The sequence below is a fragment of the Micromonospora cremea genome (assembly GCF_900143515.1).
In the GTDB taxonomy this organism is placed as follows: Bacteria; Actinomycetota; Actinomycetes; order Mycobacteriales; family Micromonosporaceae; genus Micromonospora; species Micromonospora cremea.
Genome location: NZ_FSQT01000002.1, coordinates 337164 through 358713, shown reverse-complemented (window position 1 = coordinate 358713; position 21550 = coordinate 337164). Strand labels below are relative to the sequence as shown.

Annotated in this window: 20 protein-coding genes; 13 read left to right on the top strand and 7 right to left on the bottom strand. The window is 73.1% G+C overall.

Annotation, left to right across the window (positions count from 1 at the left end):
• Positions 1 to 61 precede the first annotated feature (61 nt).
• The gene (locus BUS84_RS14960) at positions 62 to 916 is read right to left on the bottom strand and encodes a hypothetical protein (protein ID WP_074313126.1); all 855 of its coding nucleotides are present in this window, start codon (positions 914 to 916) and stop codon (positions 62 to 64) included.
• A gap of 406 nt (positions 917 to 1322) precedes the next feature.
• Between BUS84_RS14960 and BUS84_RS14955 the strand changes: the two genes are divergently transcribed.
• On the top strand, positions 1323 to 2021 hold the full coding sequence (locus BUS84_RS14955) for a lysophospholipid acyltransferase family protein (RefSeq protein WP_074313124.1): 699 nt from the start codon (positions 1323 to 1325) through the stop codon (positions 2019 to 2021).
• Between the two features lie 7 nt (positions 2022 to 2028).
• Here the strand turns inward: BUS84_RS14955 and BUS84_RS14950 are convergent, their stop codons facing one another.
• Positions 2029 to 5553 (bottom strand): adenylate/guanylate cyclase domain-containing protein, encoded by a 3525-nt coding sequence (locus tag BUS84_RS14950; protein ID WP_074313122.1) that lies wholly within the window; start codon positions 5551 to 5553, stop codon positions 2029 to 2031.
• Positions 5554 to 5714: 161 nt separating this feature from the next.
• On the opposite strand from BUS84_RS14950, the gene BUS84_RS14945 reads away from it, so the two are divergent.
• Entirely contained in the window at positions 5715 to 5912 is a 198-nt protein-coding gene (locus BUS84_RS14945; protein WP_074313120.1) for a hypothetical protein, read from the top strand.
• A gap of 92 nt (positions 5913 to 6004) precedes the next feature.
• Here the strand turns inward: BUS84_RS14945 and BUS84_RS14940 are convergent, their stop codons facing one another.
• Positions 6005 to 6697, bottom strand: a complete 693-nt coding sequence (locus tag BUS84_RS14940) for a Crp/Fnr family transcriptional regulator (RefSeq protein ID WP_074313118.1) — start codon at positions 6695 to 6697, stop codon at positions 6005 to 6007.
• Between the two features lie 295 nt (positions 6698 to 6992).
• Between BUS84_RS14940 and BUS84_RS14935 the strand changes: the two genes are divergently transcribed.
• From BUS84_RS14935 to BUS84_RS14915, 5 genes are all read left to right on the top strand, one after another.
• On the top strand, positions 6993 to 7490 hold the full coding sequence (locus BUS84_RS14935) for a polyadenylate-specific 3'-exoribonuclease AS (protein WP_074318809.1): 498 nt from the start codon (positions 6993 to 6995) through the stop codon (positions 7488 to 7490).
• A gap of 111 nt (positions 7491 to 7601) precedes the next feature.
• Entirely contained in the window at positions 7602 to 8105 is a 504-nt protein-coding gene (locus BUS84_RS14930) for a pyridoxamine 5'-phosphate oxidase family protein (protein ID WP_074313116.1), read from the top strand.
• 174 nt (positions 8106 to 8279) lie between these two features.
• Complete coding sequence (locus BUS84_RS14925; RefSeq protein WP_074318808.1) at positions 8280 to 9308, top strand: 6-phosphofructokinase; 1029 nt, start codon at positions 8280 to 8282, stop codon at positions 9306 to 9308.
• Between the two features lie 180 nt (positions 9309 to 9488).
• A complete protein-coding gene (gene proC, locus BUS84_RS14920; RefSeq protein WP_074318807.1) occupies positions 9489 to 10307 on the top strand; it encodes a pyrroline-5-carboxylate reductase in 819 nt (272 codons plus the stop codon).
• Between the two features lie 44 nt (positions 10308 to 10351).
• Positions 10352 to 10702, top strand: coding sequence for a DUF2203 domain-containing protein (locus BUS84_RS14915; protein WP_074313114.1), 351 nt, complete (start codon positions 10352 to 10354; stop codon positions 10700 to 10702).
• 7 nt (positions 10703 to 10709) lie between these two features.
• Here the strand turns inward: BUS84_RS14915 and BUS84_RS14910 are convergent, their stop codons facing one another.
• Both BUS84_RS14910 and BUS84_RS14905 read right to left on the bottom strand, forming a co-directional pair.
• Positions 10710 to 11420 carry a class F sortase gene (locus BUS84_RS14910; protein ID WP_244298581.1) on the bottom strand — a complete coding sequence of 237 codons (711 nt, stop codon included), beginning with the start codon at positions 11418 to 11420 and terminating at the stop codon, positions 10710 to 10712.
• Positions 11387 to 12256: a DUF4397 domain-containing protein gene (locus BUS84_RS14905; protein WP_244298580.1), complete on the bottom strand. Its 870-nt coding sequence runs from the start codon at positions 12254 to 12256 to the stop codon at positions 11387 to 11389. Before BUS84_RS14905 ends, BUS84_RS14910 begins: the two co-directional genes overlap by 34 nt.
• A gap of 197 nt (positions 12257 to 12453) precedes the next feature.
• On the opposite strand from BUS84_RS14905, the gene BUS84_RS14900 reads away from it, so the two are divergent.
• Entirely contained in the window at positions 12454 to 14055 is a 1602-nt protein-coding gene (locus tag BUS84_RS14900; protein WP_084757480.1) for a glycosyltransferase 87 family protein, read from the top strand.
• A gap of 35 nt (positions 14056 to 14090) precedes the next feature.
• On the opposite strand, the gene BUS84_RS14895 is transcribed toward BUS84_RS14900, so the two are convergent.
• Entirely contained in the window at positions 14091 to 14765 is a 675-nt protein-coding gene (locus tag BUS84_RS14895; protein ID WP_074313110.1) for an NADPH-dependent F420 reductase, read from the bottom strand.
• A 96-nt stretch (positions 14766 to 14861) separates the two neighbouring features.
• Between BUS84_RS14895 and BUS84_RS14890 the strand changes: the two genes are divergently transcribed.
• On the top strand, positions 14862 to 15704 hold the full coding sequence (locus tag BUS84_RS14890; protein WP_074313108.1) for a GNAT family N-acetyltransferase: 843 nt from the start codon (positions 14862 to 14864) through the stop codon (positions 15702 to 15704).
• A gap of 105 nt (positions 15705 to 15809) precedes the next feature.
• Here the strand turns inward: BUS84_RS14890 and BUS84_RS14885 are convergent, their stop codons facing one another.
• Positions 15810 to 16307, bottom strand: coding sequence for a glutathione peroxidase (locus tag BUS84_RS14885; protein WP_074313106.1), 498 nt, complete (start codon positions 16305 to 16307; stop codon positions 15810 to 15812).
• A gap of 167 nt (positions 16308 to 16474) precedes the next feature.
• On the opposite strand from BUS84_RS14885, the gene BUS84_RS14880 reads away from it, so the two are divergent.
• The 4 genes from BUS84_RS14880 (at position 16475) to BUS84_RS14865 (ending at position 21346) form a co-directional block, all read left to right on the top strand.
• On the top strand, positions 16475 to 18079 hold the full coding sequence (locus BUS84_RS14880) for a glycosyl hydrolase family 18 protein (protein ID WP_074313104.1): 1605 nt from the start codon (positions 16475 to 16477) through the stop codon (positions 18077 to 18079).
• A gap of 180 nt (positions 18080 to 18259) precedes the next feature.
• The gene (locus BUS84_RS14875; protein ID WP_074318804.1) at positions 18260 to 18769 is read left to right on the top strand and encodes a nuclear transport factor 2 family protein; all 510 of its coding nucleotides are present in this window, start codon (positions 18260 to 18262) and stop codon (positions 18767 to 18769) included.
• Between the two features lie 88 nt (positions 18770 to 18857).
• Positions 18858 to 20264, top strand: a complete 1407-nt coding sequence (locus tag BUS84_RS14870) for a class II 3-deoxy-7-phosphoheptulonate synthase (protein ID WP_074313102.1) — start codon at positions 18858 to 18860, stop codon at positions 20262 to 20264.
• Between the two features lie 50 nt (positions 20265 to 20314).
• The gene (locus BUS84_RS14865) at positions 20315 to 21346 is read left to right on the top strand and encodes a threonine aldolase family protein (protein ID WP_208869674.1); all 1032 of its coding nucleotides are present in this window, start codon (positions 20315 to 20317) and stop codon (positions 21344 to 21346) included.
• The last annotated feature ends 204 nt before the right edge of the window (positions 21347 to 21550 follow it).

Sequence of the window (21550 nt, the reverse complement as noted above, 5' to 3'; positions counted from 1 at the left end):
CTGTTACGACCCGGGCGGGCCGGTGTCGTCCCGGGATGCGGTCGGCGGCGGCGTGACGGGGTCAGACGACGGCGCCGTCGTCCGGGTCGCGATCGTCATCGTCGCCGGGGCGCAGCCGCCAGATCAGCGTGACGAACCCGGCCAGGATGCCGGTGAACCCGAACAGGGTGACCGCCGAGCGGTCCACCGGCAGCAGGGCCGGGAAGAGGAAGAGCACGAACCCGACGATGACGGCGAGCGCGCCGACCACCGCGTACTTGGAGAGCCGGGGCAGCGGCGGCGGCGGGGGCGGGGTGTAGCCCTCTTCCTCCTCGTCGTCGTCGGGCAGGTCGGCGCCGAAGGTGTCCAACCCGTCCAGCAGCGACGGCTCGTCCGGCCGGGTGCCGCGCCCGATCGAGATTCCGGAGATGTCGGTGGCGGACGGCAGCCGACGGACGTCGGTGGCGGTCGGCCCGGCGTCGTCCGCGCCGGAGCGGGCCAGTGGACCGGCGGCCGGCTCGTCCCGGTCCTCCCGAGCGTCCACGTCCTCCGCGGCCGGCCAGGGGTGCTCGCCGGCCGCCGAGGTGGTGTGGAAGCCGGCGACGATCCGGGCCCACTCGGCGTCGATGTCCGGCTCGTCGCGGGCCGGTGGCTGCTCGGGGGCGGTCTCGTCGGCGAGCTGGGTGAGGTAGTCCCGCGCGGTGGTCAGGTGCGAACGGTCGACGTAGAGCCGGTCGACCGGGCGGGCCGGGACGGTGGTGGTGCGGGTGACCGGGTTGAGGTCCGCGGAGGGTTGCAGGTAGGCGGCGATCCCGCCGGCGGCCAGCACGTCGAGCAGGTGCTCGCCGACGCGCGGATCGACGTCGCCGACGACGGCATACTCGTTCGCGTCGAGCCCGTTGTCCCGCCGTCCCCGGCGGGCCCCACCCGCTGACACCCGGACATCCTCCTCAACGCGCCTTCCGGCGCGGCCGCCCAGCCCCCTCGACGCCCGTCCGCACGCCGTGCTCTGAATCGTGACACGTCAGGGCCCGGTTCCGGGAGTGCGTTGTGTCGCGTCTTCCAAAGTCAGCGTCCCCGCTGCTGGTGGCGGCCGTGCCCCTTTGTCCGTTCTTGCGCAACAAGTGCCAAAGGGGTTCCTTCGGGGCGCGGTGCCTGCATGATCGTTGACGCCGGTGCGATTCGACACGCCGAGAGCCGCGTTGTCGACCTGCCAACGATCGGGGCGGCCCCCGTGCTTTCGTCCGTTGTGGGGAGAGCGCACGCTTCGTAGGCTCGTCGGCGACGGCGGCGCTGCCCGGCTTGGGCGTGCTGTCGCGGGCACACCACGCGAAAGGACGCCGGTGCTGTACTGGCTGTTGAAGTACGTCATCCTCGGTCCGCTGCTCAAGCTGATCTTCCGCCCGCAGGTGGAGGGCCTGCACAACGTGCCGGCGACCGGTCCGGTGATCCTGGCCAGCAATCACCTCTCCTTCTCCGACTCGATCTTCACACCGCTGATCACCTCGAGGAAGGTCACCTTCGTGGCCAAGGCCGAGTACTTCACCGGCAAGGGGATCAAGGGTTGGCTGACCAGGATGTTCTTCGTCGGCACCGGCACCATCCCGGTCGACCGCTCCGGCGGCCGGGCGGCCCGCGCCGCGCTGGACACCCAGTTGCAGGTGCTGCGTGCCGGGGGAGTGGCCGGCATCTACCCGGAGGGGACCCGCTCCCCGGACGGGCGGCTCTACCGGGGCAAGACCGGGGTGGCCCGACTCGCGCTGGAGAGCGGGGCGCCGGTGGTGCCGGTGGTGATGCTCAACGCCGACGAGATCCAACCGCCGGGCAAGCTCATCCCCAAGGTCGCCCGGGTGAAGATCCGCTTCGGGGCTCCGCTGGACTTCTCCCGCTACGCCGGGCTTGCCGGTGACCGGTTCGTGGAACGCGCCGTCACCGACGAGATCATGTACGAGTTGATGGAGCTCTCCGGCCGGGAGTACGTCGACATCTACGCGCAGAAGCTCAAGGAGCCCCCACCCGTGCCCACGCCGGTCGCCGCCTGAGCCCGGCTCAACAGGCGACCGCCGGCCCGGTCGGGGCGATCGGCCGGCCGGCCAGCGCGAGCAGCCCGGGGGCGTCGTTGCGCAACGCGAAGGTGCGCACCTCGGCGCGCGGCACCCGGGCGGCGGCCGGGTCGCCGGCGCGGGTGAACTCCGCCGCCGCGAAAGCCAGCGCCAGCACCCGGTCGCTGACGTCCGGGATCCGGCCGTAGGTCTCGGCGGCGGCCAGGTGCAGCGCGGCCGAGCGCCGGTGGTCGCCGTCGGCCGCGGCCAGGGCCGCCGTCACGGTCCGCAGCGCCGCCTCCGACCAGGGCGTCCGATGGCCGACCCGGTCCAGCATCGCCCGGACCCGCACCGCGGCGTCCCGGCCGGCCAGCGCGGCGGCGTACGCGGCGGCGGCGATCCACTCCCCGCTCGCCAGCGCCGGCACCGCCGACCAGGAACTACCCAGCTCGTCGATCAGCGCCGCCGCCTCGGCGTCGCGGCCCTGCAGCGCCCGGCACAGCGCGGCCATGCTCAGCATCGTCCAGAGCAGCCGGTGGAAGCCGCTGCGCCGCGCGGTGTCCAACGCGTCGGCCACGTCGTCCGGGTCGTCGTCGTCGCGCAGCACCAGCAGGCAGCAGCGCAACCCCCGCACCTGCATGTCCCAGCTGCCGGTCGGGGTGTCCACGAACGCCTCCGCCGCGGCGAGCAGCCGACCGAAGTCGCCGTCGAACCAGGCGCGCATCGCCTCCGCCGAGTAGCTGGTGGTCAGCGTATGGCCGCTGGCGGTCCGGGCCGGCGCGGCCGAGAGCAGGGCGTCCGAACGCAGCCAGTCGCCCTCCTCCCGGATCGCCCACGCGAGGTTCTGGGTGGCCCGGGGCAGCGCGAGCAGCTGACCGGCCCGGCTGAACTCGACGATCGCGTGCAGCTCGTCCAGGCCGACCCGGTCGCCGGACTGGTAGCGGGCGGTGGCCGCGGTGATCCGGGCGTTGGTGCGGGTCTCGGTCAGGCCCAGCCGCTCGGCGATCTCCGCAGCGGTGTCCGCCGCCGCCACGGCCGGATCCCGCTCGTAGTTGAGCATGTGCAACCGGCCCAGCTCGGCGTACGCGTCCGCCTTCTGCGGGCTGTCCGGAAGTGGCTCGAACAGCTGCACCGCGCGGTCCAGGCAGGCCAGCGCGTCGCTGCGGTCGGCGCGCAGCCAGGCAGCCTGGCCGAGCAGGGTCCACGCCCGGGCCGCACAGGCGTCGTCGTCGTGCGCCAGCAGCCGGTCGGCGAGCGCGTGGACCTGCTCCGCCCCTCCGCCGGAGAGGAACGCGTTGCCGTCCCGGTAGAACGAGATCTCGGTGCTCAGCAGCTCCAGCTGGAGCCGGCCCACCGGGTCGCTGTCGTCGGCCAGGCCGAGCGCCCGGCCCGCGTGGCTGGCCGCCGCGTCCAGCCCGTGCAGCGCGTACGCCCGGCGGGCCGCCCGGTGCAGCGCCTGTCGCGCCGGCCCCGCGTACCGCCGGACCTGCATGCCGAGCGAACGCGCGATCTCGTGGGCCGCCCAGCGGTGGTGGGCGAGCACCTCGGCCAGATCCGTGTCACGGCTGTGGGACAGCGCGTCGAGCCAGTCCGCGGCCCGCTCGTGCCGGGCCACCCGTTCGGTGCGCGGCAGCCGCTGGTAGCAGACATCGCGCACCAGCACGTGCCGGAACCGGAACTCCGCCTGCCCGGCCATCGTCGACGCCGCCTGCTCGTGCACGAAGTCGCGCTGCTCCAGCCGGCGCAGCGAACGCTCGACCGACTCGACCTGCTGCCCCAGCGCGGCGGCCACCGCGCCGGGCCAGAACTGCACCCCGACCACCGAGGCGGCCAGCAGCACCGCGCGGTCCTTGGCGTCCAGCAGGTCCACCCGGTTGGCGATCACCGCGTGCACGCTCTCCGGCATGGTCAGCTCGAGCTGCTTGTCCAGCGACCAGCCCCGCCCGGACTGGCGCAGCGCGCCCTGCTCGATGAGCATCCGGACGTACTCGTGGGCGTAGAGCGGGTTGCCGCCGGCCACCTCGATCAGCGGGCTCAACATGTCGGCGGAGAACGCCGCCTGGCCGAACAGGTGCGCGTACAGCGCGGCGATCCCGGTGTCCCGCAGCGGCGGCAGGGTGATCGTCACCGAACCGGTGATGGTGCCGGCCCAGCTCGGGTCCCGGTCGACCAGCTCCGGGCGGGCGGTGCAGAGCAGCAGCAGCGGCACCTCACGGGCCGCCGCGCCGAGCAGCTCCACGAAGCGCAGCATCGCGTCGTCGGCCCAGTGCAGATCCTCGAAGACCAGCACGGTCGGGCGGCGGGCGGCCAGCGCCAGCAGGAAACGCCGCCACGCCGACTCCGCCTCCTCGGCGGGCAGCGGCGTGCCGGGCAACCCGACCAGCGGGCGCAGCGCGTCCACCACCCGGTCGCGTTCGCCCGGGCCGATCAGCTCGCCGACCGCGGCCGTCAACCGCTGCGCCGCGCTGCCGGCCGGGTCGGTGTCCAGGATGCCCGCCTCGGACTTGACGATGTCGGCGAGCGCGGCGAACGTGACGTTCTCCCCGAACGGCGGGCAGCGCCCGGTGCGCCAGGTCAGCGGCTCGTCCACGAGCCGACCGGTGTGCCGGTACAGCTCCCGCAGCAGCCGGCTCTTGCCGATGCCGGCCCGACCGAAGATGGTGACCACCTGCGGAAGCCGGTCGCGCAGCGACCGGTGCAGCGCGTTGACCAGCATGCCCAGCTCGTGTTCCCGGTCGACCAGCGGCGTGGTGTCCGGCTCCCGGTCGGTGGGCTGGCGGCGCATCGGCGACAGGGCGAGCCACACCTCGGTCGGCGAGGACCGGCCGCGCAGGGTGACCGGGGGCTGCTCCTCGTAGCGGATCGCGTCCTTGGTCAGCGCGTGCGTGTTGCCGCAGACCAGCACCCCGCCCGGCGGCGCGACCGACTGCATCCGGGAGGCGGTGTTCACCACGTCGCCGGCCACGATCGCCTGCCCGCCGTCACGGGCGGCGGCCACGTCGACCAGCGCCTCACCGGTGGCCACCCCGACCCGGAACCGCAGCTCGGTGCTGCCGGTCGGGGCGAACCGGGTGAGCACCCGTTGCAGCTCGAGCCCGGCCCGTACGCAGCGCAACGCGTCGGTCTCGGTGGCGATCGGGGCGCCGAAGAGCGCCATCACGGCGTCACCGATGTACTTCTCCACCACGCCGCCGTACTGGCCCACCACCCGGCGGGCCGCGGAGAAGAAGCCCGTCTGCATGCCACGGACCTGCTCCGGGTCGGCCCGCTCCACGTACGGGGTGAAGTCGATCAGGTCGACGAAGAGCACGCTCACCCGGCGGCGGTCCTCCTGCGGGCTGACCGCGGCCGGCCGGTCCGTGCCCGGCCGTGGCGACCCGCACGAGGTGCAGAACGTGACGTCCGACGCGAGCGGACGCAGGCAGTGCGGGCAGACCGCGCCCAGCTCGGCGCCGCAGCCACCGCAGAAGCGGTCACCCTCGGCGGCCGTGCGTCCACAGCGCCCACACTGCGCGGCGATGACACCCTCCACTGGCGAACCGGACGCCCCCCACGGCGTCGCGTCAGAGGAAGTATCACCGCCGGCGCCGCTGTCAGGTACCGGCCTGTTGGCTTGTGGACAGTCCACAAGCGGCTCGACGGACTAGATTCAGGCGGCCACATGTCGATCAGCGACCAGAGGGGGACAGGTCAATGGTGTACGTCAAGCTGGAGAGCGACTGGACCGACGGCAACGGGGTCAGCCACTCCGCGGGTGACTCGGTGGACGTCGACGCCGCCACGCTCGCCACCCTCCAGGCCGAGGGCATCGTCATCGAGCAGTCCCACGGCTCGGACGGTGACGGCAAGGGTCCGGACAAGTGGGCCGGGCCGGGCAGCTCCGGGGTCTGACTCAGCGCCGGTGACGCGACGACGCGGCCGGGTCGCCAACGGGTGACCCGGCCGCGTCGTGTCCGCTTCGGTGCGCTGCCCGCGCCGGCGGGTCAGCGGTCGTTCATGCCGGCGCGTCGGCGCAGCGCGGCGACGTCGGTCACCACGATCCGCCGCCCCTCGGTACGCAGCCAGCCACGACTGGCGAACGAGCCGATCGCCTGATTGACGCTCTGCCGGGAGCCGCCGGCCATCTCGGCCAGCTGGCTCTGGTTGAGCTCGATCGTGATCATCGGAGCCTGACTCTCGCCAGCGAGCCGGACCAGCGTCTTGGCCACCCGACCGGGCAGGTCGAGGAAGACGTGGTCGGCGTTCTGCTCGGTGAGCCGGCGGATCAGCGCACCCAGCGAGCGCATCACCGCGTCCAGGATGCGCGGGTTGGAGTGCACCAGCTCCATGAACGCCCCCCGGGAGAGCGCGAGCGCCGCGCAGTCCTCAATGGCCTCGGCGGAGGCGGACCGGGTGGAGGCGTCGAGCAGGGAGACCTCGCCGAGCACGTCCGGCGGACGGATCACCGACAGCACGGCCCGCTCGCCGGTCGGCGCGGTGCGGAAGACCGCCACCGCGCCCCTGCGCAGCACGATCAGCGACTCGCCCGGGTCGTTCTCCACGAAGAGCAGCTGACCCTTGCGGTAGGTGCGCGGGACGGCGGCGGCGATGACACGCTGCCGCACCTCGGGCTCCAGCCCGGCGAACATCTCGACACCCGTGAGCGCGTCACCCGGCTCCGGCAGGCGAACCTCCACGGCCCAACCCCTCCCCGGTCAAGGACCACAACTCGCTCACCGGGCGAACCTGTTGGCCCCGACATGGTGAACTGACACCGGTTAGGCGTCCGGTAGCGGTACACATCAGATCATGACGGTCCGGTCGCTTGCTGTACACCCCTCGAAGCACTTCCGTGACCGTCGCGAGCTGCGGCGTACCGCGTCCTGAGGTGCTGATCCGGGCCGGTGGCGCGGGTCACCCGCCGGCCGGGGCCCGCCGCCCGCGGGCCCCCCGCCGCCCACCGCCGGCCGGCGGTGGGCGAGGATGGCCGGAATGGTCTACCGCTACTTCTACGACTGCGAGTTCATCGAGGACGGCCGGCTCGTCGACCTCGTCTCGATCGGTGTCGTCGACGAGTACGGCCGCGAGTTCTACGCGGTCTCCACCGAGTTCGACGACTCCCGTGCCGTGCCCTGGGTCCGGCGCAACGTGCTGGACAAGCTGCCCTCGCCGGCGGACCGGGCCTGGCGCTCGCGGGAGCGTATCCGCGACGACCTGTACGACTTCCTCATCGAGCCGATCCGGGACCGGCCGGGGGAGCAGATGGAGCTGTGGGCCTGGTACGCCGCCTACGACCACGTGGTGCTCGCGCAGCTCTGGGGTGCGATGCCGGCGCTGCCCCGGGAGATCCCCCGGTTCACCAAGGAGTTGCGGCAGCTGTGGGACGACCGGGGCCGGCCGACCCTGCCGGACGCGGACGCGGCCCGGCACGACGCCCTGGTCGACGCCCGGCACAACCTGGCCCGCTGGCGGGCGATGACGGCCCGCTGAGCGGCGGTCGCCGGCGCGGTCGTGGCACCGGAGGTTTGACCGGTTCTGTCCGGGGCACCGGTTCGACGAGCCGGGGCACCGGTTGGACGAGTCGAGCCGAGGGAGAGTGCCATGAGCAACGAGCCGACCAGCGCGGCCGAGGCCCGTGCCCGGGTCACCGAGCTGGTTCGGGCCGCGCGGATCTGCATGCTCACCACGATCGCCCTGGACGGGCGGCAGGTGAGCCGTCCGATGGGGCTCCAGGAGGCCGAGTTCGACGGCGACCTGTGGTTCTTCGCCCACGCCGACTCGGGCAAGGTCCGCCAGATCCGGGTGAACCCGGAGGTCAACGTCGCCTTCTCCGACCAGAGGCACAACGCCTGGGTGTCGGTCTCCGGCACCGCCACCGAGGGGTTCGATCGGGCCCGCGCCGAGCGGCTGTGGAACCCGCTGCTCAAGGGCTGGTTCCCGGACGGGCTGGACACCCCCGGCCTCACGCTGATCAAGGTGCACGCCAGCTCCGCCGAGTACTGGGACTCGCCCAGCAGCACCATGGTCAACCTGCTCGGCTTCGCCAGGGCCGCGGTGACCGGCCGGCCGCCGGAGGCCGGCGAGAACCATGCGGTGACCTACTGACCGCCTGCCGGTGGCGGGTCGCCCCGTGGGGCGCGCTGTCGGTGTTCGGGCAGGCCGACTACAGTGCGCAGTGACGGCCCGCCCCGGGCCGGCAACGGCGCCGATGGTCTGATCTGACACATATCCTGGGGCTTAATCGGGCTTTACCTGATGCTCCAGGAGGATGAGCGGATCATGCGTATCGGCGTGCTCACCGGCGGCGGCGACTGCCCGGGTCTCAACGCGGTCATCCGGGCGGTGGTCCGCAAGGGCGTCGCCACCTACGGTCACGAGTTCGTGGGCTTCCGGGACGGCTGGAAGGGCCCGCTGGAGGGCCTGTCCCGGCCCCTGGACATCGCCGACGTCCGCGGCATCCTGCCCCGCGGCGGCACCATCCTCGGCTCGTCCCGGACCAACCCGTTCAAGATCGAGAACGGCGTCGAGCGGATCAAGGACAATCTCGCCGAGCAGGGCGTGGACGCGTTGATCGCGATCGGCGGCGAGGACACCCTCGGCGTGGCCACCAAGCTCTACGAGCTGGGCGTGCACGTGGTCGGCGTGCCGAAGACCATCGACAACGACCTGGGCGCCACCGACTACACGTTCGGCTTCGACACCGCGGTCAACATCGCGATGGAGGCCATCGACCGGCTGCACACCACCGCGGAGAGCCACCACCGCACCCTGGTCGTCGAGGTGATGGGCCGGCACGCCGGCTGGATCGCCCTGCACGCCGGCCTGGCCGGTGGCGCCAACGTGATCCTGCTGCCCGAGCGGCAGTTCGACGTCGACCAGGTGGCCGGCTACGTCGAGAAGCGTTTCCAGCACCAGTACGCCCCGATCGTCGTGGTCGCCGAGGGCGCCCAGCCGCTGGACGGCCAGATGGTCCTGGCCAACCAGGAGCTGGACTCGTTCGGCCACGTCCGCCTCGGCGGCATCGGCCAGTGGCTGGCCGAGCAGCTGGAGGCCAAGACCGGCAAGGAGGCCCGCACCGTGGTGCTGGGCCACATCCAGCGCGGTGGCACCCCGACCGCCTTCGACCGGGTGCTCGCCACCCGCCTGGGCCTGCAGGCCATCGACGCGGTGCACGAGGGCGACTGGGGCAAGATGGTCGCCATGCAGAGCACCGACATCGTCCGGGTGCCGCTGGCCGAGGCCACCCGCGAGCTGAAGACCGTGCCGCTGGAGCGGTACGCCGAGGCCGAGGTCTTCTTCGGCAGCTGACGAGGGCCCGGCGGCGAGGCGGGCCCTGAGGCCCACCCCGCCGCCACCCCACGCCGGCCACGCGCGCCGCGCCGCGCCGCCGCACCACCCGCCCCGTCGATCTAGGGCATGTTGCTGTTCGAGGAGATCAACTCACCACGATCCGCCCTAGATCGGCGGGGTCAGGGAGGGTACGTCGAGATGTCAGCCGGGGTGCACACCGTCGCGGTGATTGGCGCGGGCAAGATCGGTGAGCTGATGCTCTCCGGGTTGCTGCGCTCGGGATGGCCGGTGGATCGGCTGCTGGCCACCGCCCGCCGACCGGCCCGCGCCGAGGAGCTGACCGCCCGCTACGGCGTCCGGGTGGTCGACAACCTGACAGCGGTGGGTGAGGCGGCGGTGCTCGCGGTCTCGGTCAAGCCGCAGGACGCCGCCACGTTGCTGGACGAGATCGGCCCCAAGGTGCCCGCCGACAAGCTCGTCATCTCGCTCTGCGCGGGGCTGCCCACCAGCTTCTTCAACCGCCGGCTGCCCGAGGGCACGCCGGTGGTCCGGGTGATGACCAACACCCCGGCCCTGGTCGACCAGGCGATGACGGCGATCTCGGCGGGCGCGCACGCCACCGGTGCGCACCTGGCGCTGGCCGAGGAGATGTTCAAGCCCCTCGGTCAGACGATCCGGGTGCCCGAGTCGCAGCAGGACGCGGTCACCGCGCTCTCCGGCTCCGGCCCGGCCTACTTCTACCTCCTGGTCGAGGCGATGATCGACGCCGGGATCCTGCTCGGGCTGCCCCGGCAGGTGGCGCACGAGCTGATCGTGCAGACCGCGATCGGCTCCGCGGTGATGCTGCGTGACTCCGGCGAGCACCCGGTCAAGCTGCGCGAGGCGGTCACCTCGCCGGCCGGCACCACCATCTCCGCCATTCGCGAACTGGAGAAGCACGGCGTCCGGGCGGCACTGCTCGCCGCGCTCGAGGCGGCCCGGGACCGCGCCCGCGAACTGGCCGCCCAGGCGGACTGAGGCCGCGAAGCCTGGCCGCCCGGTGCGTGCCGCATACTGGCCCGGTGTTCACACTCGCCCAGGCCCGGCACCTGGTGGCCACCCTGCAGCCGCGCGTCGACGAGTTGATCCGGCTCCGGGCCGACCTGGCCGAGCTACGCGTCGACCTCGCCGACCACGGCGTCAGCGCGCTCGGCGGGTTGGCCGAGGCGAAGGGGCTGGAGGCCCGGCTGCACGCCGTCGTCGACGAGCTGCACCAGCACGACATCCAGGTCAAGGGCATCGCGCCGGTGCTGCTCGACTTCCCCGGCGAGCGAGCGGGCCGCGCCGTGCTCTGGTGCTGGCTGGAGGGGGACTCAGACGTGCGCTGGTACCACCGGGCCGAGTGCGGCTTCGCCGGCCGCCGCCCGGCCTGACGCCGGCTCAGCCGGCGGTGGACTCCGGCAGGACCGGGTCGGCGGCGTCGGCCACCGCGAACACCACCACGTTGTCCCGGTAGTGCCCGCGCCGCCGGTCGAAGTCGCCGCCGCAGGTGACCAGGCGTAGCTCCGCGCCGGGTGTGGGGCCGTAGACCAGGGCGGTGGGAAACCGGTCCTTGCGGGTGCGCAGCGACCCGGTCACCCGGAACGACAGCCGCTGCCCGCCGCGCCACACCTCCACCCGGTCGCCGGGACGCAGCTCGCCGAGCCGGGCGAAGACCGCCGGGCCGCGCCGCGAGTCCAGGTGCCCGGCGAGCACGGCCGGGCCGGTGTCACCGGGGGCCGGCCCGCCGCCGTACCAGCCGGCCGTGTCGAAGTCGGTCGGCGGAATCAGCGTGCCAGCGCGGTCCAGACCCAGCACGGTGAGCGTGGAGTCGACGCCGATCCGCGGCACGCGTACCCGGGTGGGTGGACCCTGCGGCGCGGGCGCGGCGGCGGACGGGCAGTCGTCGGTGCAGCCGGGCTGCCAGCTCGCCTCCGGCGGTGGCGGCGCCGGGCCGGTGGTGGCCAGCCCGACCCCGGTGCCGGCGGCCAGGCAGACCGCCGCGCCGGCCGCGACCAGCGCGGCCAGCGGCACCCGGCGGTCGCGGTGCCGTCGGATCGCGGGGCCGGGCCCGATGCTCACCAGGTGGTGCGCCGCCGCCGCCGCCGCCACAGCAGCAGGCTCACCGCGACGGCCGCCGCGGCCAGCCCGCCGGCCACCCGGGGGTACGCGCGGCGCCCGGCCGCGGCGGTGCCGCCGGCGCCGGTGTCCACCCCACCGGCGGGGACGACGGTGCCGCCCTCGGCGTCGCGGCGCAGCTCGGCGGTGAGACCGCCCTGCTTCGCGTCGAGCACCAGCAGGGAGTAGACCGCGCCGCCGGTGAGCCGCACCTCGGTGTCGGTGCTCGGCCCGCCGGCCCCGGTCAGCCGCAACCGCCAGCTGCCCGGCTCCACCTGCTGGTAGTCCGTGGTGGTGGCGAACTGCACGCCGTTGGCGATCATCGGGCCGTCGGCGGCGGCCACATCCAGCACCGGCGTCCGCACCGACGCCTGCACGACGCGCACCTTGGCGCGGCCCTCGGTGGGTGCGCTCAGGTCGTCGTCGAGCACCCGCAACCCCAGGTCGGCGTGCCGGCCGACGCCGGCCACCGTGTACGCGTCGCCACTGGTCACCGCGACCTCGGTGGTGAGGACCGGGGGATCGCTGGCGGGGGCGCCGGCCTCGCGCATCGCCACCGCGTACCGGCCGGGCGCCAGCTCCAGGTAGTCGGAGACCACGCCATAGCCCACCCCCGGGAAGACCCGTGGCTTCGCGGCGTCGGGGGCGGCCAGGTAGACGTCCACGGCCGGGGTGTCGGGGGAGAGATGGGCGAGCCGGACGTATCCAACGGTGTCCGCGCCCGCGCTGGCCGGCGTGGGAACGCCGACGGCGGCGAGGGTGGTGCCGAGCAGGAGCGCGCCGGCGCCGGCCAGCAGCCGGCGGGGCACGATGGTAGGGAGCATGCGCATGTCGCCTCCGAGAGCACGGTCGGTGAGCGGGCGGCAACCCAGGGAACAGAGTCCCGTGTACGGGACCACGACGCAAGTTGTCACCGGCATGTCGCTGTTTTTTGTCAGGTATCGATGAATGTCCGGGCCGATCAGCCGGAGTTTGACGCGATGTGGACGGGTCGCCGCCCACCGCCGCGGTCCCCTATTCTCGGTCGATGCGGGATCGCAGGGTGGCGCTGGTGTGGGCGGCCTTCGTCGTCGTCGCGTTGGTGTCCTGTGTGCTCGTACTGCGGCGCGAGGACCGGCTCTCTGACCTGCACATCTACTACGGAGCGTTGTCCGACCTGCAAACCGGGCGGCCGCTGTACGGGTACGTGGCGGAGAACGGGGGGCCGTTCACCTATCCGCCTTTCGCCGCCCTCGTGCTGGGGCCGATCACCGCCGTCAGCGAGGGCGTGTTGCAGGCGGTCTGGCTGGTGGCGACGTGCGCTGCGGTCGTCGCCATCGCCGGGTCGGTCGGTGTCGCGCTGACCGCCCGACGGTCCCGTCGCCCGCTCGTCGTGGCGGTGGCGGCCGCGGTGCTGATGCTCTCCGCGCCGGTGCAGAGCAACCTGCGCTTCGGGCAGGTCAGCATCTTCGTCGTGCTGATGGCCCTGCTGGACGGGATGGGCCTGGTTCCACCCCGGGTGCGTGGCGTGCTGGTCGGGGTGGCCGCGGCGATCAAGCTGACCCCACTGCTGTTCGTGGTCTACTTCCTCGCCACCGGTCGCTACCGCGACGCCGCCCGCGCGGCGGCGACTTTCGTGGGCTGCGCCGGGCTCGCCGCGATCGTGCTGCCCGGCGAGAGCTGGACCTACTGGACCGAGGCCGTGCGGCAGACCTCCCGGATCGGCAACCTGGCCTCGCTCGGCAACCAGTCCGTGCACGGGATGCTGCTGCGCATCGGGGTCGACGAGACGGCGCTGCCCCTCCTCTGGGCCGGCCTGGTGGCGCTCATCTGCGCGGCGGCGCTGCTGCGCGCCCGGCAGTTGACCGCGCAGGGCCGCCCCGGGCACGCCGCGGTGCTCGTCGGCTGCGCCACCGTGGCCGCGTCCCCGGTCTCCTGGACCCATCATCAGGTGTGGCCGGTGCTCGCCGCGATGCTGCTGATCGGCGCGTCCGGCGTCACCCAGCGGGCCGCCGGCGCGGCGCTGCTCGCCGCCATGGTCGTCTCGTTGGGCGCGGTGCTCAGCCCGGTGTCGATGCGGCCGGGCGTGCAGTTCCTGTTCGAGAACGCCCGCGCCGTCGGGGTGTGCCTGCTGTGCCTGGCCGGCTTCGGTGGCGTCGCGGTCGCCGCCGCCCGGACGAACCGGCGACCGGCCGTCGGGCGGGCCTGGTGGCGGGTGGGCGTCACGGCCACGGTGGCGGTGGCGTTCTTCGCCGTGCAACCGCTGCCCGCCGGAGCGGATCCGACCTTCAAGGCGTACACCCTCGACGACGTGGTCAACCCGCGATACTTCTTCGTCTGCCGTGGCCCCGTCGAGTGCGTCGCCTACGGCACCGAGGCGCCGGTCACCTTCGGCACCCGGGCCGAGAAGACCAAGGTGCGTGTCAACGGCGTGGTCTCCGGGCAGGTGGCCCGATTGGAGTACTACTCCGCGCCGGGCGGGGCGCCCCGGACCATTCCCCTGCTCGCCGCCTACCCGGGGACGCGGACGTTCTCGTTCCGGTCGGCGAGCATGGCACAGGGTCGGCTCGTCGCGTACGCCTCGGACGGCCAGCCGATCGCGAGCTACGACGACGAACTCGCCGCCGCCCTACGGACGACCACCCGCTAGGCGAGGCCGCAGATGGCCCCGCCCAGCGGTGACGGTCAGCGGATGGCGGCGGCCAGGAGGGCGCGCAGCGTGTCGGCGTCGCCCCGCTTCGGGTGCTCCCAGTTGGTCGGGTCGGCCGAGTAGAGCGTGCCGTAGGCCGGGGTGTCCGGCTGGTAGCGCCACCCCTCGGCCAGCGGGCCGACGTCCACCGCGTCGTAGCCGATCCGGTCCAGGAATTCCGTCACCTCGGCCTTGGCGGCGGCGTCGTCGCCGGCGATCGCGAGGGCGCTGCGGTCGGCCGCGCCCAACGGCCGGGCCAGCGAGGCCAGGTGCTTGAAGAAGATGTTGTTGAAGACCTTGACCACCCGGGCGTCCGGCAGGTGCTGCTGGAGCAGTTCGCTGCTGGTGACCTCGCCGGAGTCCAGCTCCGGGAAGTTCCCGTCGCGCTGCGGGTAGTAGTTGTTGGTGTCGATGACGACCTTGCCGGCCAGCGGCTCCACCGGCACCGCCCGGTAGGCCTTCAGCGGAACGCTGACCACCACGAGGTCGCCGACCTGCGCCGCGTCCTGTGCCGTGCCGGCGCTGGCGTGCTCGCCCAGCTCGTCGACCAGGTCGGTGAGCGTCTCCGGCCCCCGCGAGTTGCTCAGCACCACGTCGTAGCCGCCGGCCACCGCCAGCCGGGCCACGGTGCCGCCGATGTTGCCACTGCCGATCAGTCCCACAGTTGTCATGTTGGTTCCCAACTCCGTCCACCCGCGACACATTCCCGACCGCCGTGGTGGGTTATTCCGGTTGTCGAGGCGTCGACGGGTGCGCAGAATGCCTCCGTGCAGTGTCTGACCGAGGATCTCGCGACCTTCGCCGCCGCAGCCGACGCCTGGTTGCATCGCGAGCCCGTCCTGCACAACGTACTGCTCACTCTGGTCGGGGACCGGCTCTCCGGTGACGTGCCACTCTCCGGGGGCGAGCGGTTCGTCCGGGTGGTCGACGGAGCGACGGTGGGTGCGGCGGTGCACACGCCGCCGCGCGGGCCGCTGCTCGGCGCGGTGTCGGCGGAGGTCGCGCGGGCGCTCGCCGAGCACTTCGTCCGGGCGGTGCCGCCGCTGGTCGAGGTGCACGGCCCGGTCCCGGCCGTGGCCGAGTTCGCCCAGCGGTACGCCGAACACGCCGACCGGATCGCCGTACCCGGCACCGCGCAGCGGATCTTCCGACTGGACGCGGTCCGGCCGCCGGTGGGTGTGCCCGGACGCGCCCGCCCGGCCGCCGCCGCGGACCGGGACCTGCTGATCGCCTGGGCCGCCGCGTACGCCGCGGAGACGATGCCCGACGGTCCGCCGGTCGACGCGGCCGGGCAGATCGGCGCCCGCCTGCCGCACGGCGACCTGCTGTGGCTGTGGGAGCAGGCCGGCACACCGGTCTCGACGGCCTGGCTGAGCCGGCCGGTCGCCGGGGTGGTCCGAATCAGCGGCGTGTACACGCCCCCGGCGTGGCGGGGGCGCGGCTACGCCAGCGGCTGTGTCGCCCACGTCAGTCAGTACGCCCTGAACACCGGTGCCACCGCGTGCGCGCTCTACACCGACCTGTCCAACCCGACCAGCAACAAGATCTACCGATCCCTCGGCTACCACCCGCTGTCCGACGCGGCGCAGTGGCGCTTCGTCGCGCGCTGACGCCCTGCCGCCCGTCGATCATGGGGTCGTGGTGGGGGCGAGTCCGGCGAAGCGCCGCAGGTCCGGCACCACAGGTCCATGATCGACGCGGGGCGGCGGTCGGGGTCAGGCCGTGGCGGCGGGTAGCACCTTCTCGATGGCGGCGCGCAGCTCGTCGGCGCCGGGCTCGACCGTGGGGGCGAACCGGGCGGCGACCGTGCCGTCCGGCGCCACCAGGAACTTCTCGAAGTTCCACCGGACGTCCCCGGTGTGCCCGTCGGCGTCCGGGGTGTCCACCAGCGCGGCGTAGAGCGGGTGCCGGTCGGGGCCGTTGACGTCGACCTTTTCGGTCAGCGGGAAGGTGACGCCGTAGTTGACCTGGCAGAAGTCGCTGATCTCGGCGGCGCTGCCCGGCTCCTGCCCGGCGAACTGGTTGCAGGGCACGCCGAGCACCACCAGGCCGCGGTCGGCGTAGGAGTCCGCGAGGGTCTGGAGGCCGGCGTACTGGGGGGTGAGGCCGCAGCGGGAGGCCACGTTGACGACCAGCAGCGCCCGGCCGCGGTATCGGGCGAGATCGGCGGGGCCGCCGCTGAGGGCGTCGATCGGGATGTCGAAGACGGTCATGGCCCGAGGCTACGCGCCGGCTGGCGGGGCTCCGGTGACGGGCGGAGCAGGTGCGGTCCACGCACCAGTAGAAATCGAAACATGTACATCTTGACGAAGTGATGACGCCGTGAGTACCGTCTCACCATCTCTTTTGGAAAGTTTCCTAACAGTTCGGGAGACGCCTCATGAAAAGATCGCTCCGCCGGGCCCTCTGGGCCGGTGCCGTGGTCGCCGCGACCGTCGCGGCGGTGCCGATGACCACCGCGTTCGGCGCCGGCACGGTCACCACCACGTTCACCAAGGCACAGGACTGGGGGACCGGTCACGAGACGAGGGTGACCGTCACCAACGGGTCGAGTGCCACGGTCAGCACCTGGCGCATCGAGTTCGACCTGCCGTCGGGCACCACCATCAGCAGCTCCTGGGACGCCGACGTGACCAGCAGCGGCAACCACTACGTCGCGGTCAAGAAGAGCTGGGGCGGCGCGCTCGCCCCGGGCGCCTCGTTCAGCTGGGGCTACAACGGCACCGGCGCCTACAAGGCGCCACTGAACTGCACCGTCAACGGCGCAGCGTGCGGCGGTGGCACCCCGCCGCCGACCACGCCGCCGCCGACCACGACCCCGCCCCCACCGCCCACCACGCCGCCGCCGACCACGCCGCCGCCGAACCCCGGTGCCAAGAAGGTCGTCGGCTACTTCGCCGAGTGGGGCGTGTACGGGCGCAACTACCACGTCAAGAACATCCAGACCAGCGGCTCGGCCGCCAAACTGACCCACATCCTGTACGCCTTCGGCAACACCACCGGCGGCCGCTGCGCCATCGGGGACAGCTACGCCGACTACGAGAAGGCGTACACCGCGGCGGACAGCGTCGACGGCGTCGCCGACACCTGGGACCAGCCGCTGCGCGGCAGCTTCAACCAGCTGCGCAAGCTCAAGCAGATGAACCCGCACCTCAAGGTGATCTGGTCCTTCGGTGGCTGGACCTGGTCCGGCGGCTTCACCCAGGCCGCGCAGAACCCGGCCGCCTTCGCCGAGAGCTGCTACAACCTGGTCGAGGACCCGCGCTGGGCGGACGTCTTCGACGGCATCGACGTCGACTGGGAGTACCCCAACGCCTGTGGCCTGACCTGTGACGCCAGCGGCCCGAACGCGTTCAGGAACGTGATCAGCGCGCTGCGGTCGAGGTTCGGCTCCAACGCCCTGGTCACCGCCGCGATCACCGCGGACGGCAGCAACGGCGGCAAGATCGACGCCACCGACTACGCCGGCGCCATCGGCAACCTCAACTGGCTGATGCCGATGACGTACGACTACTTCGGCGCGTTCAACGCCCAGGGCCCGACCGCCCCGCACTCCCCGCTCACGTCGTACACCGGCATTCCCCAGCAGGGCTTCAACTCCGACGCGGCGATCCAGAAGCTCAAGAGCAAGGGCATCCCGGCCAACAAGCTGCTGCTCGGCATCGGCTTCTACGGCCGGGGCTGGACCGGCGTCACCCAGGCCGCCCCGGGCGGCAGCGCCACCGGCGCGGCGCCGGGCACGTACGAGGCGGGCATCGAGGACTACAAGGTCCTCAAGAACACCTGCCCGGCCACCGGCACGGTCGCCGGCACCGCGTACGCCAAGTGCGGCAGCAACTGGTGGAGCTACGACACCCCGTCGACCATCAACGGCAAAATGACGTACGCGAAGAACCAGGGCCTCGGTGGCGCGTTCTTCTGGGAGCTCTCCGGCGACACCGGCAACGGGGAGCTCATCGGCGCCATCAAGGGCGGTCTCGGCTGAGCCGAGGGCCGACGCACCACCCACACGGCGGGTAGGGGCACGCACCGCCCCTCCCCGCCCGCGACGTACCGGCCCGGTCGACGCCCAACGTCGGCCGGGCCGCCGGCGTTGGGCGGGGCCCGCCCGATGTGGCAGACTCGCGGCTCGGCAGTCTCGATGTCCCCGTCGACGGAGGTGGTCATGCGCCCGACCCACCGCAGGCTGGCGGCCACCGCCGCCGGGCTGGTGCTGCTGCCGGTCGCCCTGGTCGGCTGCGGGCTCACCGGTGGTGGCGACGAGCCGGCCGCCAAGCCCGAGCGGGCGCCCGCCGAGGAGGCCGCCACCCGGTCCCGCGAGCGCGTGCAGGCGTACCTCGACGCGATGACCGCCAAGGACGTCGCCGCCGGCCGGAGCCAGCTCTGCGCGCTGCTGCACGAGGGCTTCGACCTGGGCGCGACCGGCCCCAACGGCGACTTCGCCGATCACTTCGAGGTGCCCGAGGCGGCGATCACCGACGTCCGGTCCGGCCCGCGCGGCCAGGAGGTCAGCGTCTCGGTCGCGGTCACCGCCGGCAAGCGCAAGATCACCCGGCCGCTGGTGTTCACCGTCACCCGGGACGGCGGCGACTGGTGTATCGCCGGGGAGGTGCCGGGCGGCGCCCCGCCGGCCGGCCCGACGCCGGCCGGCGTCGTCCCCTCGCCCGCTTCCTGACCCGCGCCGGCTGGGACTGGTCTCCCATCTGCCGGAACCGTCCCCCTCGCCGCCCAGGCACCCCGGCGGTCGCCGTACGCTTTCTGTCATGCGCCATGAGTGGCATCAGCTGAGCCATCCCGCGGTGGGCAGCCCGGGCCTGCAGACCAGCCGACCGACCGTCGACTCCGCCGAGGACGCGGCCCTCGGCCTCGACCGCTGGCGGGACCTGCCCCGCGAGCAGACCCCGCCGTGGTCCGACCCGACCACCGTCGCCGAGGTCTGCAAGGTGCTCGACACCGTGCCGTCGGTCGTCGCGCCCTACGAGGTGGACCAGCTCCGGCAGAAGCTCGCCCTGGTCTGCGAGGGCAAGGCGTTCCTGCTCCAGGGCGGTGACTGCGCCGAGACCTTCGCCGACAACACCGAGAGCCACCTGCTGGCCAACGCCCGCACCCTGCTCCAGATGGCGATCGTGCTCACCTACGGCGCGTCGCTGCCGGTGGTCAAGGTCGCCCGGGTCGCCGGGCAGTACACCAAGCCCCGCTCGCTGCCCACCGACGCGCGCGGTCTGCCCGCCTACCGCGGCGACATGATCAACTCGCTGGAGGCCGACCCGGCCGCCCGGGTCGCCGACCCGCAGCGCATGATCCGGGCGTACGCCAACTCGGCGGCGGCCATGAACATGCTCCGGGCCTACCTCGCCGGCGGGCTCGCCGACCTGCACGCCGTGCACGACTGGAACAAGGGCTTCGTGAAGAACTCCCCGGCCGGCGAGCGCTACGAGGCGATCGCCCGGGAGATCGACCGGGCGCTGGCCTTCATCCGGGCCTGCGGGATGACCGACGACGAGGCGCTGCGCACCGTCACCCTCTACTGCTCCCACGAGGCCCTCGCCTTGGAGTACGACCGGGCGCTCACCCGGGTCTCCGACCGCCGGGCGTACGGGCTCTCCGGGCACTTCCTCTGGATCGGCGAGCGCACCCGGCAGATCGACGGCGCGCACATCGACTTCATCTCCCGGATCGCCAACCCCATCGGCGTCAAGCTCGGCCCGTCCACCTCGCCCGACGAGGCGATCGAGTTGTGCGAGAAGCTCAACCCGGACAACGTCCCCGGCCGGCTCACCCTGATCAGCCGGATGGGCAACCACCGGGTGCGCGACGCCCTGCCGCCGATCGTGGCCAAGGTCACCGCGGCCGGCGCCAAGGTGGTCTGGCAGTGCGACCCGATGCACGGCAACACGCACGAGTCGTCCAACGGCTACAAGACCCGGCACTTCGACCGCATCGTCGACGAGGTGCTCGGCTACTTCGAGGTACACCGCGGGCTGGAGACCCACCCCGGTGGTCTGCACGTCGAACTGACCGGCGAGGACGTCACCGAGTGCCTCGGTGGCGCCCAGGGCATCGAGGACCTCGACCTGCCCGACCGGTACGAAACCGCCTGCGACCCGCGACTGAACACCCAGCAGTCGTTGGAGCTGGCTTTCCTGGTAGCGGAGATGCTCCGTGGCTGACGCGAGGCGTGAGCTTGCGAGCCCCGCAGTCGGCGGCCGAAAGGATGATTGTGGCTGACGCATTCGTGGACCTGCGGTCCGACACGGTGACCCGACCGACCCCCGGCATGCGGGAGGTGATGGCCACCGCCGAGGTCGGCGACGACGTCTACGGCGAGGACCCGACCGTCAACGCGCTGGAGGCCGAGGTCGCCGCGCTGTTCGGGCACGAGGCGGCGCTGTTCGCGCCAAGCGGGTCGATGGCCAACCAGATCGCCCTGCAACTGCTGGTGTCGCCCGGTAACGAGCTGCTCTGCGACGCCGACGCGCACGTGGTCACGTACGAGATCGGCGCCGCGGCCGCGTACGGCGGGATCTCCTCCCGGACCTGGCCCGCGGTCGGCGCGGACATCGACCCGGAGACGGTCGCCGGGATGATCCGGCCGGATGGCTACTTCGCCGTCCCCACCCGGGCGATCGCGGTCGAGCAGACCCACAACCGGGGCGGCGGGGGAGTGATCCCGCTGGCCACCCTGCGGGAGCTGCGCCGGGTCGCCGACGAGGCGGGGGTGGCCCTGCACTGCGACGGCGCCCGGATCTGGCACGCGCACGTCGCCGACGCCGTGCCGCTCGTCGAGTACGGCCAGCTCTTCGACACGCTGTCGGTCTGCCTCTCCAAGGGCCTCGGCGCGCCGGTCGGCTCGCTGGTGGTGGGCAGCGCGGAGAAGATCGAACGGGCCCGGTTGATCCGCAAGCGGATGGGTGGCGGCATGCGTCAGGCCGGCATCCTCGCCGCCGCCGGCCGGTACGCGCTGGCGCACCACGTCGACCGGCTGGCCGAGGACCACGCCCGGGCAGCCCGGCTCGCCGAGGCGGTCGCGCCGTTCGGCGTGCTCGCCGCCCCGGTCCGCACCAACCTGGTCCCGTTGGACCTGAGCAAGCACGCGCTGGACGCACGCGCCCTGGCCGCCGCCGCGCGGGCCGAGGGCGTGCTGATCTCGGTGCTCGGCCCGCGTACCGCCCGCCTGGTCACCCACCTGGACCTCGACGACGCTGGCGTCACCCGCGCCGCGAGCGTCCTGGCCCGCCTCCTGGCGGCCTGACCCCCCGCGCGACGCCCCACGCCCCGCGCTCCCGCCGCCCCCCGCCGCCCCCCGCCGCGTCGATCTAGGGAGAATCGTCGCTAGTTGATCTCCAACCATGCCGATTTCCCCTAGATCGACGTGGCGGGGGCGGCGGACGCGGCGGGGCGCGACGCGGCGGGGCGCCGACGGGGCGCGACGCGGCGGGGCACGCCTGGCGCGACG

Excerpts from the sequence above, each read along its gene's own strand:
- BUS84_RS14945 (WP_074313120.1), top strand. The coding sequence starts at position 5,715 with ATGGTGTACGTCAAGCTGGAGAGCGACTGGACCGACGGCAACGGGGTC.
- BUS84_RS14935 (WP_074318809.1), top strand. The coding sequence starts at position 6,993 with ATGGTCTACCGCTACTTCTACGACTGCGAGTTCATCGAGGACGGCCGG.
- BUS84_RS14930 (WP_074313116.1), top strand. The coding sequence starts at position 7,602 with ATGAGCAACGAGCCGACCAGCGCGGCCGAGGCCCGTGCCCGGGTCACC.
- BUS84_RS14925 (WP_074318808.1), top strand. The coding sequence starts at position 8,280 with ATGCGTATCGGCGTGCTCACCGGCGGCGGCGACTGCCCGGGTCTCAAC.
- proC (WP_074318807.1), top strand. The coding sequence starts at position 9,489 with ATGTCAGCCGGGGTGCACACCGTCGCGGTGATTGGCGCGGGCAAGATC.
- BUS84_RS14905 (WP_244298580.1), bottom strand. The coding sequence starts at position 12,256 with ATGCGCATGCTCCCTACCATCGTGCCCCGCCGGCTGCTGGCCGGCGCC.
- BUS84_RS14900 (WP_084757480.1), top strand. The coding sequence starts at position 12,454 with ATGCGGGATCGCAGGGTGGCGCTGGTGTGGGCGGCCTTCGTCGTCGTC.
- BUS84_RS14895 (WP_074313110.1), bottom strand. The coding sequence starts at position 14,765 with ATGACAACTGTGGGACTGATCGGCAGTGGCAACATCGGCGGCACCGTG.
- BUS84_RS14885 (WP_074313106.1), bottom strand. The coding sequence starts at position 16,307 with ATGACCGTCTTCGACATCCCGATCGACGCCCTCAGCGGCGGCCCCGCC.
- BUS84_RS14880 (WP_074313104.1), top strand. The coding sequence starts at position 16,475 with ATGAAAAGATCGCTCCGCCGGGCCCTCTGGGCCGGTGCCGTGGTCGCC.
- BUS84_RS14875 (WP_074318804.1), top strand. The coding sequence starts at position 18,260 with ATGCGCCCGACCCACCGCAGGCTGGCGGCCACCGCCGCCGGGCTGGTG.
- BUS84_RS14870 (WP_074313102.1), top strand. The coding sequence starts at position 18,858 with ATGCGCCATGAGTGGCATCAGCTGAGCCATCCCGCGGTGGGCAGCCCG.